Origin of the sequence: Gelidibacter gilvus, from assembly GCF_004115975.1 — a bacterium.
Classification (GTDB): domain Bacteria; phylum Bacteroidota; class Bacteroidia; order Flavobacteriales; family Flavobacteriaceae; genus Gelidibacter; species Gelidibacter gilvus.
This window is the reverse complement of sequence record NZ_SDDZ01000014.1, coordinates 1-18,831: the sequence shown is the minus strand read 5'-3', so window position 1 is coordinate 18,831 and position 18,831 is coordinate 1. Positions and strand designations below refer to the sequence as shown.

Sequence of the window (18,831 nt, the reverse complement as noted above, 5' to 3'; positions counted from 1 at the left end):
CGTAGTGCAACGAAGGTAAAGAAAGGGGAGTTTGAAATGGAGTTTGAACAAGAACTGGGAAATGATTTTACCGTAGTGAAACGAAGGTAAAGAAAGAGGTGTTTGAAAAGCCTTAATTAATCTGCGCCATTGTTGGTGTTTTCCACCAACACTTCAATTTATAGTCCAGATAAAACGGATGGCAATGTAGATATAACTAGAGGTAATTATTTTATCCTACCCATGATGGTCTCATTCCAAAAAAACAAAATACAATAATATACAAATGTCCGAAAAGAACTAAGGGCTCCAACACTTCTGGTTTAAAACACCAACATGGTGAGAAGCGCTTGATCTTTAAAAGCGGCGCAAGAGCGACGTAGCAAATGCAAAGCATATACTTACACCTAAATATAAAAATAATAAGTTGTTAGTAATCTGTCAAATGAGGCTGATCAACCTAGAGTTTGCCGATTCCCTACTCGTATCAACACGTTTAAATAGTTTCTTCACAATCCCCAAACATTTCTCTAACCTCTTAATGCAAATCAGCCCATTCAGAGTTTAATTCAAGGCTTTAAGTACTGCATGGTTTACATAATAATTGGTACGTCCTATTTTATGTTTTACCAAATGGCCATCAGTAGCCAACTGATTTAAATAATTGGCCGCCGTGATACGAGATATATGTAGCTCATTTTGTAAAAACTCTATTTTGGTGTATGGCTGCTTAAACAAATGATTCAACAAATCTTGACTGTAAAATTTATAATTTTCACGCAAGAGCATCTTATAGTCTGCCATGGCTTTTTTGATGTTCCTCACTTTCTCCAAAGTGTCTTTTGACGTTTCGGTAATAGCAGTAAGCATATAACACAGATAGTCTTCCCATTCTCCTGTGTCGCGCACCTTTTGCAGCAACTGGTAATACTGGTTTTTATGCTGGATAATATATTTGCTCAAATACAAAATAGGAGTATCCAACAATTGATATTGTATAAGGTATAAAATATTTAAAATTCTTCCCGTACGCCCATTCCCATCATAAAATGGATGAATACTTTCAAATTGAAAATGAAACAGCGCCATTTTAATAAGATGATCTATAGGTAAATTTTCTTCTACATTAATAAAGACCTCCAAGTTTTGCATGAGTTTTACAATATCCTCATGGCTTTGGGGCGGCGTATAAACAATAGCATCAGTATTTTTGTTTTTAAGTGTGGTGCCAGGTACCCTTCTAAATCCCGCATTATTATTTTCTAGTATTTGCTGAATTTGCTTAATGTGATTTATGGATAAAAAATGATTCTTCGCTACGGTAGCAAAACCTGTTTTCATGGCCACTATGTAGTTCTGCACTTCTTTGGCCTGACTAGAGGTCACACTCTCTATACCCATACTGGCTTTGTAAATCTCATCGTGGGTCGTTACAATATTTTCTACTTCCGAACTATCTTTCGCCTCCTGTATGGCCAATGTGTTTATTAAAATATCTTGTCGAGGAATTGATTGTGCAACTCCTTTTAATTCGGCTAAAGCCCTGTGTGCTTCCGGTAAAAGCTTAAGCACCTTTAGAGTTTCTAAGTCAACGGAATATGGCAGATTTTGGAGTTTCCAATTCATTGTTTATTATTTTGCATACCTATACGTGTAAAGATAATTGGATTTTCTATACATATCTCACTTATGTGTAACAAAAAGTAACATATCTATACACATTTGTATATTTCTAACATTGCTGCTGGTTTCTACGCAGCCATTGTTGGTGTTTCCGCCAGTGTTGGTGTTTTTCACCAACATCTTCAAAGCATTAAATTATTGCAGTATTCATTAATTCTCCTCCTTCCCAAGGAGGAGTGGATGCAATTTCAGAAAAGAAATTGCAGACGAGGTGGTTTATTTCAGCTATTGTTAGTGTTTGTTACCAACAATTTAAATCCATCGAACAATTACAAAGGAATAAATCTGCCATAGCCCAACGAAAGTATATAATAAATAATTTATACTATTCTGCCTTTGCTGATGGCTCCAAAAACAACCCAACAAACTAGCCTACAAATGCCCCAGAAAGACTAAATAACCAAACACTGCTGGCGTAAAACGCCAACATAGTGAGAAACACTTGATCTTTCAAATCGGCGCAAGAGTTACTTAGCAAATGCAAAGCATACACGCCGGCCCGCCCTTAACCTTAGCGACAGCTGGAACACCTAATTACATAATAATAGTCATCTGTTTGTTGGACTACCCAACCATGAGATTGCTTCGTCCTGCGTCCTCGCAATGACGCCAGGGTTGTGGGTTTGCTCCCCGCAATGCTCCTTGGGTGGGAGTGCAAGCCCGTTGATTCCGTCATTGCGAGGAGCGACAAAGGAGCGACGCGGCAATCTTTAGGTAACAACCTTCCAATTAATAAATGACGTCCCCATTCTCAATAAAAGACTAACGTCGTTGGTGGAAAGCAACAGAAGCGGCAAAATAAAATATGTTCAATTACTTCCTCACGGAAACCAGAGGACCGTCCGCGTTATCAAGTAAACAAAAAATATCACTTATAGTAATGATAATTCCTTGACCCGACTTTGCTTTTCTTAAGTAGCCCATCCTTCACAAAGTCTAATAATGCCTGACTAACCGCAGAACTTTCCAATTTAATAGAATAATCATTTGAAATACGATTGCGAACTTCACCTGTCTTTTTAGGCATATCAAAAAATGAAGTCTCCTCTATCAACCTTCTTATTGCTGCAACTATTGTAAAACTCTTTTCGTTGAATTTTTCATATTCAGAGGGATTGTAAGTTCTAACATTATTCCAAAAGCTTCGAATAAGTGTGGTTTTATCAATCAGCCATTGTTGGTGTTTTCTACCATCAACTTTAAAGCGTCTAATTCAATTAAAGTATAATTCATTAATTCTCCTCCTTCATAAGGAGGAGTGGATGCAATTTCAGAAAAGAAATTGCAGACGAGGTGGTTTACTCAATCCTGACCCATCGGGAACCTAATACTTAATCAACAAAGGAGCTATCTTTTTCGCCAATACATCGGTGATTCTCGATGTTTCAATGTTGTCTCATATTTTTTGAGGCAACAATTACTTCCTTTCTTTCAGAACGTTAACTAATTCTTTTCTTAGTAAATCAAGTTGTCTTTCGAACATTTCGATAGTTTCCTTAATTGGATTATTTATGTTTTCAACATTTGCATTTATACTTGATGCTGTTACTCCACAGTTCTCGTAAAAATTATTCGTATTGTTAAGTACTTTTTCCTCACTAAAGTTCTTTAATCCTTCATAAGTTACCCCCAACGCACCAGCAAACTCTTTGAGCTTTTCGTCTCCAATATTAATCGATTGTTCAATTTTAGAAACAGCTTGTTTAGAAACCCCCAGTTTATCACCTAATTCTGATTGTGTCCAACCTCTGAGTTTTCTTATCTGCTCAACTTTTCTTCCTTTGTGATGTGATACTGAACTTGTTATTGTGTCCATAATTTAAATCTATTTTTTTGTCAACTGTTTTAACATTTCTAACTTTTCTCTTTCACTTGCAAGTAGCCTTTCATACAATTCCACCACTTTATCAATAGGACTAAAAACCTGATGAATACCTTGTCCATTTTCATGTATTGTTACATTCTCCAATTTATTATCAATACTATAAAAGGCATGATTTTCATTGAATTCTTTGATAATCTCAGGAGTTAAATTTAAAATTTCTGCTATCTTTATTATTACTACATCATCAATTATTTCTGAATTTTCAATAAAAGAAAATTCAGATTGTGACATACCAAGCTCTTTTGCTAAAGTCTCTTGCTTGAAGCCTTTCAATATTCTAAGTTTTTGAATATTCTTTCCTATATGAGACGTAACGTTTTTCTCCATACTTTCTAATTTTTACTGTAAATCTATAATAATTATCAACCCAAAACAAATAAAAGTCAACCTGATTATTTGTTTTTTGTTCAAGTTAATAGTTTCATTTGTTATTCAGATTTAAAAGAGCGTAAACATTATTAATAATATGAAGAAATTAATATTTAAATAATCTAAATCTACACCCCTAAGTTTTAGTAACAAACAATTAATTTTAGTCTATGGGAAAGGGCTATTGCCACGGTTAGATTTGGTTATTAAGCACTAGCCCATCTTCCCTAATAAACACAAATTGCCTATGACAAAATAACAACGCACAAAACCTTAATGCCATGCCATTTGGTATAGCATTAAAAAAGCCCTCTATCTCGTCGGCAAACTTCATAGAGGACTCAAGAATACAAAACTAATGTTTCATTTTAAAACTAATCAAATTTATGAAGAATATTCTACTCTTCAAAAGTAATAGCAGGTTTTGCTGTCTTTTAATCATACAGCTTTTGTGCCTGCCTATTTTTGCTTTTCAACAACAATCCATTACGGGGATTATATCTGATGTCTCAGGAGCTTTACCCGGAGCAAGCGTCCTTATAAAAGGCACAACCACGGGAACACTTTCCGATGAAAAAGGCTATTATGCCATACAAGCAAATTCTGGTGATGTACTGGTGTTTTCGCATTTAGGATATAAAACAGTAGAAATAAAGCTCATCAACCAGCCTAACATAGATGTCCTTTTAAAAGAAGATATTGAGCAATTGGCAGCTGTAGAGATTACGGGAGGTTATTATGCTCTTGCCGAGCGCACCAAAACAGGTAATGTCACTAAAATAGGCACTGACCAACTCCAACAGCAAGTGATCCACTCCCCTATGGAAGCCTTACAAGGCAGAGTGACGGGGATAGAAATTGAAGCAAGATCAGGATTGCGTGGACATGCCCCTATTGTAACTATAAGAGGACAAAGTAGTTTAAGAGGGATAGTAGTCAATTCCCCACTTTATATAATTGATGGAATTCAAATAGATAATTCTGAAATAATCTCTCTAACTCAATTATACTCAGGCACTGGCGTAGATCCTTTGGCTTCTTTAGACCCATCGCTAATCGAAAGCATAGAAATTTTAAAAGATGCCGATGCTACCGCTATTTACGGTTCTCGCGGTGCAAATGGCGTAATTATCATCAATACGAAAAGAGGACAAGCTGGCAAGACCAAGTTTGAGTTACAATCAGAAACGGGAGTATCTTGGGTGGGGAAGTTTTTGAAGCTTATGAATACCCAACAGTATTTAGAAATGCGTCGCGAAGCTTTTGAAAACGATGAAGTTACTCCCACACCAGCCAATGCCCCTGACTTGTTGTTATGGGGTCAAAACGGATATACCGACTGGCAAAAAGAACTCATAGGCGGAAAGGCTGAATTCCAAAAATATCAAGCTACCATAAGTGGCGGAAGTGATCAGACTTCCTTTTTGCTCTCTGGAGGTATTCAAAAAGAGGGAACGGTATTTCCTGGAGATTTTGGTTTTCACAATAATAATCTTTTAGCAAATATTAACCATAGATCACAAGACAAACGTTTACAACTGAACACCTCGATTAACTATGGGTATCGAAAAAGCAACTTGTTTGATGCGGGTATTTTTGTAAACAATGGTATTCGTTTAGCCCCAAATGCGCCAGCGTTATTTGACGAGAAAGGCAATGTCAACTGGGAAGTAGATGAGCATGGAAATCCCACATTTGATAATCCAATAACTGGATTGGTAAATCCCAATGTTAACAGAATTCTATCTTTTCATTGGAATGGACAAATTCGTTATAATTTATTTAAAGACTTATATGTCGGTGTTAATTTAGGATTCAATCATGCTGAGAATGATGACAAGCAATTGTTGTATAAAAAATCCTCTAATCCATTGTATATGTCAAGTTCACGTTCTACAACAAATCAAAGGTTAGTAAATAGAAGGAATTTATCAATTGAACCTCTGGTTAAGTATAGTTTAAACTTTAAAAAACATAAAATAAGTAGTTTAATAGGTACAACTTTTCAAAAGAACAAAAACACTAATAAACATCTAAGAGGTGTGGATTATTTTTCTGAATCCCAAGTAGGTAATATAGCTCTAGCAAGAGAAAAAAATATATCTACTCATAATCTAATAAAGTATCACTATGCAGCTTTATTTGCTCGTATTGGATATTCTTATGCCGACAAGTACTATTTGAACTTAACTGGTCGCAGGGATGGTTCTTCAAGATTTGGGGAAAATAATCGTTTTGGAAACTTTGGGGCTATTGCGGTTGCATGGGAATTCTATAAAGAAAGCCTCGCAGAGGAAACCATGTCTTGGTTAAGTTATGGAAAACTTAGAGGCAGCTATGGCACCACAGGCAGTGATAATGTAGGGGATTACCAATATCGAAATACATATTCTCAAATTCGTTTACAATCTGGCTCTTTGAGTAGTGGAGGTCTTGTTTCTAGTCGTTTGCACAATCCTTATTATCAATGGGAGAAAAACACAAAGTTGGAATTAAACTTTGATTGGGGCTTATGGAAGGATAAAGTGATTTTATCTACGAGCTGGTATAGGAATCGCTCCGATAATCAATTAATCGGTATGTCTTTACCTAGTACTACAGGTTTTAATAGCGTACCAGGGAATTTCCCTGCAACTGTTGAAAACACAGGTTGGGAAATTGTATTGCAAACCACACCTATTCAAACTTCTAGTTTCGTTTGGAATTCTAATTTAAATTTAACTATCCCTAAAAATAGATTGGTAGATTTTCCTGGATTAGAAAGTTCAAGTTATGCGCCTATTTATGAAATAGGTAAGTCATTAAATATTCGTAAACACTATCATTATACAGGTATCAATTCAGGTACCGGAAAAAACACATATCAAGATATAAACAGTGATGGAATAATAAACTATGAAGACCAACAGGTCATCACCGACCTCTCTAATAAGTTTTATGGTGGATGGAATAATACATTTCAATATAAAAACTGGAGTTTTTCTTTTCTCTTGGAGTTTACAAAACAAAAAGGGACTGATCCACTTGTGTTTTTTGGTACATCAGGGAGTTCACATAATATGCCGATTGAGATATTGGATCGTTGGCATATTTCTAATCCAATAGGAAAACACCCTGCTTACACCCAAAATTTTGATGCTGATTATTACGATTATATCGCGAGTGATGCTATTATAGTGGATGCTTCTTTTGTACGTATGAAATCCTTGTCTTTACACTACCAACTCCCAGTCAATATCTTACACAATTTAAAGTTACAACAAGCTCAGATTTATCTGAATGCACAAAATTTATTTACGCTTACGCCTTATAAAGGCTATGATGCTCAAAGTCCAGATGGACTAAATTTACCTACTCTTACTAGTGTTCATTTAGGAATAAAACTAGTCCTATAAAAAATATAATATTATGAAACGAATTTTATTTTACCTAGTGTTTTTAGTAGTATTAACCTCGTGTGATGACTTCTTAGAAGTGGGTTTCAATACAAGTGAATTAGATACTGAATTGGTATTTGAAAATGATAATACTGCCCTTGCAGCTTTAGAAGGAATATACCATGAATTACAAAGTAGTGGTTTTGCTAGTGGGAACATCCAAAGTGTTACCTTTCTAGGGAATGTTTTAGCAGATGATGCTATAGATTATAATAATACCAACGATAGATATGATTTTTATACCAACAGCCTCCGTGCAGATAACAGCACTAATTATAATATCTGGAGTTCTGCCTATAAACAGCTTTATAATACAAATGTTTTGCTGGAAGGAATTAAAGAAAATGTAGATTTATCCGAAGCTACCAAAAATCGAATAAAAGGCGAAGCAAAGTTTCTGAGAGCTTTTATCTATTACTATTTGGTGCATCTGTACGATGGGGTACCATTGGTATTGACTACAGATTATCATATTAATCAGAACTTAGCTTGTGCGTCTACCAGTGAGGCACATACACAGATTCAAAAAGATTTGGAAGAGGCTTTAATTTACCTTCCCGAAGATTATGTGTACAGTAACAACGAGCATATTCGTCCGACCAAATATGCTGCTCATACTTTATTGGCTCGTTTAGCCTTATGGAACGAAGAGTATACTCAGGCTGTTAATTATGCTAGCAAGGTCATTGATTCTGGAAAATATAGTTTGACTGAGCTTGATGATGTATTTAAAGCCAATAGTTCAGAAAGCATCTGGCAATTAGTTCCTGTTATGCCAAATACAGGTGCTAATGAAGGAAATTTATTTATACTACAAAACAATCCTAATGCTTTGAATAATCGATCATCTCAATCTTTAACCAAAGATTTTCTATCAATATGGGAAGCAAATGATTTTCGTTACCAGAATTGGATAGCAATTTATACTGAAGGCAATGACGATTATTACTATCCATATAAATATAAGTTTAAAGTTAAGGGAGGTTCGGAAGAGTATTCTATGGTACTCCGTCTGGCAGAACTTTACTTAATCCGTGCCGAGGGCTATGCTAAAAATGGTAATCCAGAACTAGCTTTGAATGATTTGAATAGCATCCGAAATCGTGCAGGATTAGCCAATCGGATGATCACAGAGGTTACGGATATCGAACAAACTGTCTTGGATGAAAGACGCAGAGAACTCTTTAGCGAATGGGGACACCGCTGGTTAGATCTTAGACGCTTTGGGAAATCCGATGAAGTGCTAGGACAGAAGAAACCGACTTGGCAACCACATGCAAAACTGCTTCCAATTCCAGAGCAGGATATACTTAGAAATCCTTTCTTAACTCAAAACTCAGGTTACTAAAGCTATGAACAAATTAATTTATTGGAACCTATGTCTAGCTATTTGGCTAGGCATAGCTAGCCAAGGCTGTGCCCAAAATAAAACTACTTTGAAGTTAGCTGATGATGAAAAACTTATAGAGTTTACTACAGATAGGTTCACCTTACCGAATTTATACGTCACTCCTGATGGCAAAAATATCATTTTTGATGTACTAGGAGACATTTACCAAGTGCCAATAAAGGGAGGAAAAGCAGAGGTATTGCTTCAAGATAATAATTGGAAACGAGCGGGAAAACTTTCTCCAGATGGAAAAAAATTAGCATATGTCAGTGATGAAACAGGAGTGTTCCAGGTTTGGACTATAGATTTAGAATCAAAAATAAAGAGAGTTTATCCTATTACAGAGTCAAGACATCTCCCTATGTATGCCTACTGGAAAGATGAGAAACACTTATTAATTCCTAGTAAAGAAGGTTTACAAAGTTTTGATATTACTACAGGGAAAGGTCAAATAACACGTCCTGCGTTAGAAGAGGAGAAGGTTGTAATGCATACTGTAAATAGAACAATGAGTGTTGATAAATTATGCAACTATGCTTTTTTCCAAAAGAATGGTGATTTATGGGCGTATGATGTAGATAAAAATATCGATTTGTTCATAGAATCAATTCCCGATAAAGTTCTTTTAAAATCTGTTAGGGGCTCTGAAAATGGACGGAATCTTTTATTTTATAAAGTGAATCCCCAAGATAATACAAAGCAAGATTTAGTACATTGGAATCTAGCTACGAACAATTTAATCATTTTAAATACGATACAAACTTTAGGAATTTCCACCTCTTTAAATTACAGTTTTGACTTTATAGATGGTACCACTATTATTCTAGACAAAGAAGGTGAAATCGTTCGGATGGACATCGAAACAGGAGAGTATGAACCGATTCCGATAGAACTGGAGGTAAGGAAGGTAATTAAAAAACCTTTACGTAGAAAACCGCAATATATCAAGGATTCAATCATTACCGCGAGTGTTTTGCGCAATCCAGTTACTCAGCCAGACTTAGATACCATCTATTTTGGAGCTTTTGGGAAATTACATTCTTATGCAAAAACCACCGGAAATATTAAAGAGATGTATCCAGATGAAGATAGGCTTGAAGTATCTCCAAGTTTATCGCCAGATGGGAAATATCTAGCTTATACTACTTGGAACGATACTGAAATGGGGCATTTATACACAAGAAAAATAAAAACGGGAGAAGAATATCAATTAACTCAAACACCAGGTAGATATATTAATCCAGCATGGTCACCCGATGGTTCAGAAATTGTATTTGTGGCCGATGAAACCGAAGCTAAAATGGGGATTCCTAATCAAATCTCTGGATCTAATAGCATAGAGTATCAGTTATCTATAAAGACAGTTGGAGTTATTGGTAATTATTTTAGTAATGATATTATTGAGGTTTACCCAAAAACTAATTTTCCTAATCGATTTTATCCTATCCCTATATATTATCCAAATGGGAAGGGTTTGTACATTACAACAAGGAATCGTGACAAAAATTTACCTGTTTTAATAGAAATTGACTTAGAAACAAAAGATGTAGTGAAAGAACTATTAATTCCTTTTAATATAGACGAAGTAGTGGTTTCACCAAATGCAAATTATATTGCCTTTATTTTTGATGAACAAGTTTGGGTCGATAGATTTCCTTATTCGTTGAAATTTGAATTTGCAGAAAATTCAGAATCTACACGTAAGAAATATCATTATAACGGTGGGTATATAACTAATATTTTATTACCAGCAGCAAAGTCCGTTTATGAGGTTGCGCCTAGTTATTTATCTTGGCAGGATGAAAATATATTAATGTGGGGTTCAGCCGAAGAGATTTACACCTATGATGTGCGTATAGGAAAGACCGAGAAAATAACGGACATCAAAGTACAAAGGTATAGAGACATTCCCAAAGCTCAATATGCACTTACTAATGCTCGAATCATCACCATGAATAAGGAAGATAAAATCATAAAGAAAGGAACTATTTTAGTAAAGGACAATCGAATTGAAAAAGTAGGAGATGTAGATAAAATTATGATTCCAAAAAATTATAAAGTTTTTAACTTAGAAGGAAAAACGATTATACCAGGACTTATTGATGTACATAGTCACTTACATTTCTATCCTTCTGAATTTGTAAATCAGCAAGAAGCACAATATATAGGTTCTCTCGCATACGGTATAACTACAGTATATGACCCATCTCAAAAAGTTTTAAATTATAGAGAACAGGCACAAATGTTGGAAACAGGAAAACTTTTAGGGCCGAGGATTTTTGCATCGGGAAATATAAATATAGGTGCCTCTAGAAGGATGTCAGAACATTACAAAAATATAAGCTCAATAAATGATGCTCGCAGAATTGTTAAAAGCAATAAAAAAATTGGAGTTTCAGGCCCAATTAAAGATTATAATATAGAAGATAAAAAAATTAGAAGTCTATTATTAGAGGCTTGTAAAGAATTTGGAATAAATATTACAGCGCATCAAGACATTTTTACAACAGCAATAAGTCGAATTACTCAAGGGTATACTGCAATAGAGCATGAGATTGGAAATTATCCAATGCAAAAAGATATAATACAACTAATTAGCCATAGTGGTTTTTATTATACACCAACATATATAGTTAGTCCTGGGGTTACTGACATTTTTACAGAGATAACTAGTAAAGAAAGAAACAAACTTATAAACTTTAACGGTGACGTTATGTATGACAATAAGTATGCTAATATTTATGAAAACAATGATCCAAATAAACAAATATTTATTAATCAATGGAGGAAAATTGGTGATTATGAGCAATTAAGAGCGATTAAAACACTGGGTAATATAGTAGATTCAGGTGGTAAGGTAACCGCTGGAGGCCATGGTGACCCACTACCAGGTATCGGAATGCATTGGGAAATATGGTTTATGGCAGAAGGTATATCAAATTATGAGGCCTTACAAATAGCTACTATAAATGGCGCGGAAAAACTCGATCTACAAGACGAAATAGGAACAATAGAAAGCAATAAACTTGCCGATCTGGTTATCTTAAATTCAGATCCTCTAAAAAGAATATTTAATACCACAGATATTTTATATACTATTCAAAATGGAAATATTTTTGAAGCCGAAACAATGAGGCAAATCTATCCGTTCGAAAGAAAATTAAAACCATGGGGATGGGATATTAATAGATAGACTAATGATAGGGAACGAGAATTCGCTCCCTATCTAATTGAGTAATAGTGCTTACAGACTATTTCCATTCTACTGGTGAACTATTATTGTGTTTGAGATTGATTTCGCAATCAAAATCAAATACAGGCATGGTTTTTCCATTTACCAATATCTGACAAACTACACCAGAAGATAGTTTAGAACATCTAGCTTCAATATTAGTACATCCATTCTCGCTATCGAGATAATAAGCCTCTGTGAATGGTGGTGTTTGTTGTCTATTAGTCCCACCAAACGCAAAAGCTCCAAAAGCCGCCATAGCCACTACGGCAGTTTTTAAAATTAGTTGTGTTTTCATCTTCTTGTTTTTTTAGATGCTTACTGTGAGGTTTGCAGTCCCTCTGCAACCTCGGGTTATCTGGCCAGATAAAATCGCTAATGTCCATACACCACTACTTGAGTAACGTAATGGACAATTATATGCTCGTCAGTGATATAAAAATCACTAATTCTTTCTTTGTTTTTATTTGGGATTCGTATACTTTCTAAATAATTGTTGTCATAAATATCTATGGTTGAATTTTTAGTAAAGACGTCCAAGCTTTCGTTAGCTCCCATAACATCGGATAAGACGTAATACTTGTTGTTCCATATTCTTAACTTAATATGAAAAGGGCTATACGTTGTTTCCCGTAAATATGTTCCATCCCTGCCTTGACGTGTACGAATATTTATGGTTAGGTTATATAATAGCGTAGTAGTTTGCGGATTGCTGAAATCTCTATTCCAATGGTTAATTAGATTTTTATAGAAATACAAATAGGTTATTTGTTCCTGTGCTACATCCCAAACCAAAGTGCCATCCGCCTGCAAAAGATTGCCTGAATCTTGGTCTAAAACATCTTGTATTTGAACGTAAGGCTCTCTATTAACATAAGTAGCCAATACGTTCTTTTGGGTACTGGCCTGCCTAGCGCGGATGATAAATTCTGTGGTGTCTATTGCTACTATATCACTATAATAGGGAACTGCAGGCATAAATTTCTGAGCGATCCAATCGCTTGTTTTGCCACGATATAAACTAGGGCCAACACCTTCACCGATAAAGAAATAATCTCCATAAACCTGCCATTTAGGTGAGGAAACAAAACTGCCGGGTGCATCAGGTAGTTGTACACTAATGTGCGTTGTATCGCCCGTTTTATAATTCCAAACCAATCCATGCGTAAATCCAGTGCTATTCCCCAAATAAACTAGAGAATCGTTTACACCAGCCAAGTAATAAGAGTTGAAAGCTAGTTTTTGACTGGCTATTTCTTCTAAAACCCCTTTTTGATATGTGCGAGTAAAGCTTTCATCTTGTAAAATCTGAGATTGGGGCTGGGTAAAGAAAAGTGTCAAAACCAACGCAAGCATTCCAAAATCTCCTATCAGTAATAAAGTGTCATTACGCTTGTTGCCACTTTTTAAATACCACGCCCAAGTAGCAAGTAGGGTAAATCCCAAATTAAAGTACAGATGCGTTTCCCAGTCCATTGCTTCCAACAGTCCGCCACAAGAACACGGCAATGAAGGACTATAGGACCAAATCAAATAAACATAAATAGTAAACCCGAACATAAGTACAGCACTGCCCAATAACCCCCAGACTCGTGTATAAGAAATAAACAGCAATACAGCCAGCAATAATTCTATAATAGGAACAAGCCAAGCCAATGCTTTTGCATAAGGAGCCAACATTGCCGACTGGGCAATCTGCGACTGGAAAATACCCAAATCCAACAATTTGCTTACCGCAGCATACACAAATAATAAAATGAACAGTAAACTGACAAACTCTAAAGTATAGTGTTTCAATATGTCCCATCTCAATCTCATAACAGAATCTTAAGTAGGAATAAAATTCGTGAATTGTAATGTTTTCAAAAGGATAACCGATAGTCTCTAAGGGATTTTCATAAGTACTATATATAACATTTAGTATATATACAATAAAGCGGCTCACTCTAATTAGAAATTGTTGGTGGAAAACACCAACAATGGCAAAGGCTCTCAAAGATTTTTAAGACACGATCCTCGCTCTCGTTCTTCTGTCGACAGGCTCCATCGAGACAAATGGTAATTCATGATTCGCTATTCAAAAATCTTCAAACCCTCAATCTACAATCAACAATCAACAATCGCAAATCGTAAATCCATTTGTCATTCGTTATTCATTATTCATTATTCGTTATTCGTTATTCAAATCCTCAATCTACAATCAACAATCAAAAATCGTAAATCGTTATTTGTTTTTTTGCTATTCGCTATTCAAAAATCTTCAATCCTCAATCTTCAATCAAAAATCGTAAACCCCAAATCACCCCTCCCTCATCTTCCTCAAAGTCATCGGTGTGACGCCATATTGCTTTTTAAATGCTTTCGAAAAATGGGACATGTTCTTAAACCCAGTCATTTGAGCAATTCCTTTCACCGGTAGGCTGGTATTCTGCAGAAGCATATTAGCTCGTTTTAAGCGCTCTTGGGTTAAAAAACGGTAAACAGAAGTGCCGTACAATTGCTTAAAGCCATTTTTTAATTTGTGCTCATTGGTACCAAATTCATGGGCCAAAACCCGTAATCCGGGAAGCGGTTGTGAAATGTTTTGAAGAATACGATCCCGGACGCCCTGAATAATTCGAACATCCTTTTCATTGGAAAGATTAAAGGGAGAATTTGATTTCACACGCGATCGCAAATCTCGGGAGGCTAATAGCGCCTTGATTCTATCTTCTATAAACAATCTGTTCAGTGAAGTCTCAAAGGTGGTCACCAAAATAAAAGATACAGACCATTCCTTTATGAAAACGGTACTAAAAGCACAAGTGCACCTTTTGGTTAACGCCCCCGGAACCTTAAAAGAAAGGTCATGTATCCCGTGATAATGGTCTTCATAAAGCAGGCCTCGCGTAATCAATTGCCAGCTTGACAAAGAGTCTGCCGTTAACAAATCAGAAAAAGAAGCTCCAAGTAATGCATCTGATTCCTGTCCCAATAATGTGTGAACGGTGTTGTTGACATACCGCACCTGAAAACTGGTATCCAGAACAAATATCATGTTTACATATTCCTTGATGGCTTCCGGCGAATCCAAATACCCCACATACCGCAAAGTATCAGCCAGCTCCTCCACCAACAGGTTGGCCATCATAAGCACCAATTCAATATCGTCATCTTCCTCTGAACGTTCTATTAGATAATTTCCCCCTCCCATAATCAATGTCATGAGCAACCGTTGGATTTGCTGTAGTCGATGTGTATTGAACGGACTTTGCATCAGCGATAGGATTTTAGAAAATGCATAGCCTCATATTGATTTTCAAACAACTGCGTCGGAATTAGCGGTTTGCTTCGGTGGATATAAACACGCAATAGCGCCTCCATAATCGCTCTTGTGTCAACCATTGCTACAGCTTTTAATAAAAACGAACCTTCATTCGCAAGATAATCCCTTGCCGATTTATCAGCATCCTTTATACCTTGAAGATCGCACAATACCGGATAGGAAACGTCTTGCTGATAATGAAGTCGTTCATTTACCACAATTTTTGCCGTGCTATAATCAAGGACAGGAAGTGGTTTATATACAAAAATAAGAATGCCATCTGCCATCCAAATTTTAGAGTAAGTAGTCTCTTTCATAAGTATGAAGATTGATTGGAGCCTCTAACATAGGAAAAAAACTAATCCGTTTAACGCAAAAACAACTCGTAACACTTTTTTAATCAAAGATTTACAAGAATTTAAGCTAATTTTTTGCTCTAAGGGAGATTTTCTATTCCCAAAAGGATTAACAAGGAAAAATGATATCTCATAATTATGAACATCGCATATTATTTTATAGTTTCCACTACATAATAAAAGGATTAAATCACAACAACAAACAGTCAGTCAGATATTTACCTTTAAAACCGATCTTAAAACCCCAAAATATATACCTTAGATCTCTAAAAAACTTAACCTAAAATCGCTTCCATGAACACATCCATCCTTACTCTTCCGACAACATGTGCTATTCGCCCTGAATTGGGGTATAGCCAAAATTAAATATGGCCAAAGGTGTCTTTTTGTGAATAAAGACAGACAGATCAATATAACGATCTGACCAGCCATAATCACCGCTCATTTCCTACATAATAAGGCATATACATAATATTGCCGATGGGATGTATTGATTTCTTTAACTTTTTCACTTTAAAAACAATCTTCTGATGCAAAGAATTTGTATATACAGTAAGGATATTTGTTGGATAACGGGAAAGAGCGAACGTTATGCTAGAGATATTTTGCGCGACATCCGGCTATTGCACAAAAAAAAGAAGCACCAATTGATCACCATTGCCGAAGCATGCGATTATTTGGGGTTACCCTATGATCAGGTCTGCGAATTGCTCAACCGAAGAACATAATGAAGCAGTGAGTGACAAACCAGCGACACCCCCCCGATCGTCATTGCGAGCCTGCCTACCAGAGCAGGGAGCAACAAAGCAGCGACGCCACCCGAGCGTCATTGCGAGGAGTGACGCAGGAACGACGCGGCAACCTCATAGTTGGAAGCCTAATACACAGACTCCCATGCTGCTATTGGTATTTTCCCTCCAACACCTTAAAACAGCAAATACCTCATTTTCTTGCGACTACCTCCCAAGCGTCGGTGCAAGGAGCGTCAAAGGAAAGACGCGGCCAATGCAAAGCACTCACGCCTGCCCGTCCGCAGTTAAGCGTAGGCGGGTAGCCTTAGCGATGACGGGAACACCTATTTATAAAAATAATAAAGTGTTAGTAATCTGTTTGTTGACGGCTCCCCATTGATGAGATTGCTTCGTCCTGCGTCCTCGCAATGACGCTTGGGTGGAGAGGCTTCTCAATGACAGCTCGTTATTGTTTGTTTCGGCTTCTTTTTTCTTTACTCTCTTTTTCTTTTCTATCCTCATCTCTCACACCTCAAACCTACATTATTCGTTATTCGTTATTCAAAAATCAACATTCATCAATCGTTAATCGTTAATGAATAATTCTCACCTCTCTCTAATAGTTACCCCATAGATACTCCATAGATACTCCATGGATAAAGCATGACATAGGCACTTCGGCAAAAATGGTTATAAACGGCAGAAAAGGAAATTCAGGCAGAAAGCTCATAAAGGAAAATAAACCTGCAAATCAAAGTAAAAATGGCGCAATAATGAAGAACCATTCCATTTCAGAAACAAAGCATCAAAGCGGCAACAACGACAAACCACCACTAAGTATTCCCTATAATTTAGCATCAGATCCAAACCTGGATATATAAAAACAGCGGCCGATGTTTTGCGCGCCCAGGACTGGTTCTAAAATAAACAAATTGTATAATCCGAGGACAAGTAGATAATGTCCTCACAAATTTAAGAATTATGGCAAAATTAAAAAGCTTAATCAAGGTCGAAGGAACTCTGGACGACCTTACCTTTTACAAGGGCAGAGAAGGGTATTTAGTACGCACCAAAGGTGGCATAAGCAAATCACGTATGGCTAAAGATCCAGCATTCGCAAGAACCCGTGAAAATGGGTCAGAATTTGGATTGGCGGCAACCAGTGGCAAAATGCTGAGACGTGCTATTTTGGATCTGATGGTCGACGCAAAGGATGGCTTGGTAACTTCAAGACTGACACGTGTAATGACATTGGTCAAAAACGAAGATGCCATCAGTCCCCGCGGCGAACGTAATGTGGCTGTGGGAATTACAACCCCACAAGGACAATTGGCCTTAAAAGGCTTTAATTTCAACAACAGGGCCATCATGAGCGCTGTAGTATTGTCGGATATCAATTTAGACACAGCAACGGGCGAAATAGTAATCGCCGCTTTTACACCTGCTCAAAGATTGTATATTCCGCAAGGAGCCACCCACGTAAGTCTAATCTCAGGATTCCTGAATTTAGACTTCACAACGGGCGATAAGGACCTACAGTTAAGTCCAATAACAAACCTGCCTATTGATAATACCACGGCAACAGTAACTTTGACACCTCCCGCGGTTCCTGCTGGAGCCGGAGCTCAATGTTACTTCCTAAAAGTGGCTTTTTATCAAGAAGTCAACGGTATCCAGTACCCATTGAACAATGGTGCTTATAATGCCCTCCAATTATTGGAAGTATTATAACAACCGGAATACCAAAACTAAGCGGACCCCAAAAAGGTCCGCTTTTTTATTGGACTTATTTTATATCTGTTTAAAAAATAACTATTTCCTAAAAAACTACGCATGACTACACCACAACCTATATTTAACTGAAAAAGACAGGCTAGTAATAAAATCACAAATTAACATGAATATTCACAATCCAGCTCCCCTCTTCAGTTGAAGAGGGGTGGACAAACGCAGTTTGGACGGGGAGTTTGAATAAGAACTGAGGAATGAATTTACCGTAGTGCAACGAAGGTAAAGAAAGGGGAGTTTGAAATGGAGTTTGAATAAGAACTGGGGAATGAATTTACCGTAGTGCAACGAATGTAAAGAAAGGGGAGTTTGAAATGGAGTTTGAATAAGAACTGAGGAATGAATTTACCGTAGTGCAACGAAGGTAAAGAAAGGGGAGTTTGAAATGGAGTTTGAATAAGAACTGAGGAATGAATTTACCGTAGTGCAACGAAGGTAAAGAAAGGGGAGTTTGAAATGGAGTTTGAATAAGAACTGGGGAATGAATTTACCGTAGTGCAACGAATGTAAAGAAAGGGGAGTTTGAAATGGAGTTTGAATAAGAACTGGAGAATGAATTTACCGTAGTGCAACGAAGGTAAAGAAAGGGGAGTTTGAAATGGAGTTTGAACAAGAACTAGGAATGATTTTACCAGAGTGAAACGAAGGTAAAGAAAGGGAAGTTTGAACAGTTGAAA

Annotated in this window: 12 protein-coding genes; 5 read left to right on the top strand and 7 right to left on the bottom strand. The window is 36.5% G+C overall.

Going from position 1 to position 18,831, the window contains the following annotated elements:
- Positions 1–543 precede the first annotated feature (543 nt).
- From ESZ48_RS16370 to ESZ48_RS16360, 3 genes are all read right to left on the bottom strand, one after another.
- On the bottom strand, positions 544–1,605 hold the full coding sequence (locus ESZ48_RS16370) for a Fic family protein (RefSeq protein WP_129018581.1): 1,062 nt from the start codon (positions 1,603–1,605) through the stop codon (positions 544–546).
- Positions 1,606–3,079: 1,474 nt separating this feature from the next.
- A complete protein-coding gene (locus ESZ48_RS16365; RefSeq protein ID WP_129018580.1) occupies positions 3,080–3,478 on the bottom strand; it encodes a helix-turn-helix domain-containing protein in 399 nt (132 codons plus the stop codon).
- A gap of 9 nt (positions 3,479–3,487) precedes the next feature.
- The gene (locus tag ESZ48_RS16360; RefSeq protein ID WP_129018579.1) at positions 3,488–3,874 is read right to left on the bottom strand and encodes a helix-turn-helix domain-containing protein; all 387 of its coding nucleotides are present in this window, start codon (positions 3,872–3,874) and stop codon (positions 3,488–3,490) included.
- Positions 3,875–4,302: 428 nt separating this feature from the next.
- On the opposite strand from ESZ48_RS16360, the gene ESZ48_RS16355 reads away from it, so the two are divergent.
- From ESZ48_RS16355 to ESZ48_RS16345, 3 genes are read left to right on the top strand one after another with little or no spacing between them, the layout of a single operon-like run.
- On the top strand, positions 4,303–7,311 hold the full coding sequence (locus tag ESZ48_RS16355; protein WP_129018578.1) for a SusC/RagA family TonB-linked outer membrane protein: 3,009 nt from the start codon (positions 4,303–4,305) through the stop codon (positions 7,309–7,311).
- A gap of 13 nt (positions 7,312–7,324) precedes the next feature.
- The gene (locus ESZ48_RS16350) at positions 7,325–8,701 is read left to right on the top strand and encodes a RagB/SusD family nutrient uptake outer membrane protein (protein WP_129018577.1); all 1,377 of its coding nucleotides are present in this window, start codon (positions 7,325–7,327) and stop codon (positions 8,699–8,701) included.
- Positions 8,702–8,705: 4 nt separating this feature from the next.
- Positions 8,706–11,936: an amidohydrolase family protein gene (locus ESZ48_RS16345; RefSeq protein WP_129018576.1), complete on the top strand. Its 3,231-nt coding sequence runs from the start codon at positions 8,706–8,708 to the stop codon at positions 11,934–11,936.
- A 58-nt stretch (positions 11,937–11,994) separates the two neighbouring features.
- Here the strand turns inward: ESZ48_RS16345 and ESZ48_RS16340 are convergent, their stop codons facing one another.
- From ESZ48_RS16340 to ESZ48_RS16325, 4 genes are all read right to left on the bottom strand, one after another.
- Complete coding sequence (locus tag ESZ48_RS16340) at positions 11,995–12,273, bottom strand: hypothetical protein (RefSeq protein ID WP_129018575.1); 279 nt, start codon at positions 12,271–12,273, stop codon at positions 11,995–11,997.
- Positions 12,274–12,350: 77 nt separating this feature from the next.
- Positions 12,351–13,772 (bottom strand): DoxX family protein, encoded by a 1,422-nt coding sequence (locus tag ESZ48_RS16335; protein WP_223266485.1) that lies wholly within the window; start codon positions 13,770–13,772, stop codon positions 12,351–12,353.
- Positions 13,773–14,274: 502 nt separating this feature from the next.
- Complete coding sequence (locus ESZ48_RS16330; RefSeq protein ID WP_129018573.1) at positions 14,275–15,231, bottom strand: AraC family transcriptional regulator; 957 nt, start codon at positions 15,229–15,231, stop codon at positions 14,275–14,277.
- Entirely contained in the window at positions 15,231–15,596 is a 366-nt protein-coding gene (locus tag ESZ48_RS16325; RefSeq protein ID WP_129018572.1) for a DUF7793 family protein, read from the bottom strand. Before ESZ48_RS16325 ends, ESZ48_RS16330 begins: the two co-directional genes overlap by 1 nt.
- 569 nt (positions 15,597–16,165) lie before the next feature.
- On the opposite strand from ESZ48_RS16325, the gene ESZ48_RS16320 reads away from it, so the two are divergent.
- Positions 16,166–16,363 (top strand): hypothetical protein, encoded by a 198-nt coding sequence (locus tag ESZ48_RS16320; protein ID WP_129018571.1) that lies wholly within the window; start codon positions 16,166–16,168, stop codon positions 16,361–16,363.
- Between the two features lie 984 nt (positions 16,364–17,347).
- The gene (locus ESZ48_RS16315; RefSeq protein ID WP_129018570.1) at positions 17,348–18,097 is read left to right on the top strand and encodes a hypothetical protein; all 750 of its coding nucleotides are present in this window, start codon (positions 17,348–17,350) and stop codon (positions 18,095–18,097) included.
- The last annotated feature ends 734 nt before the right edge of the window (positions 18,098–18,831 follow it).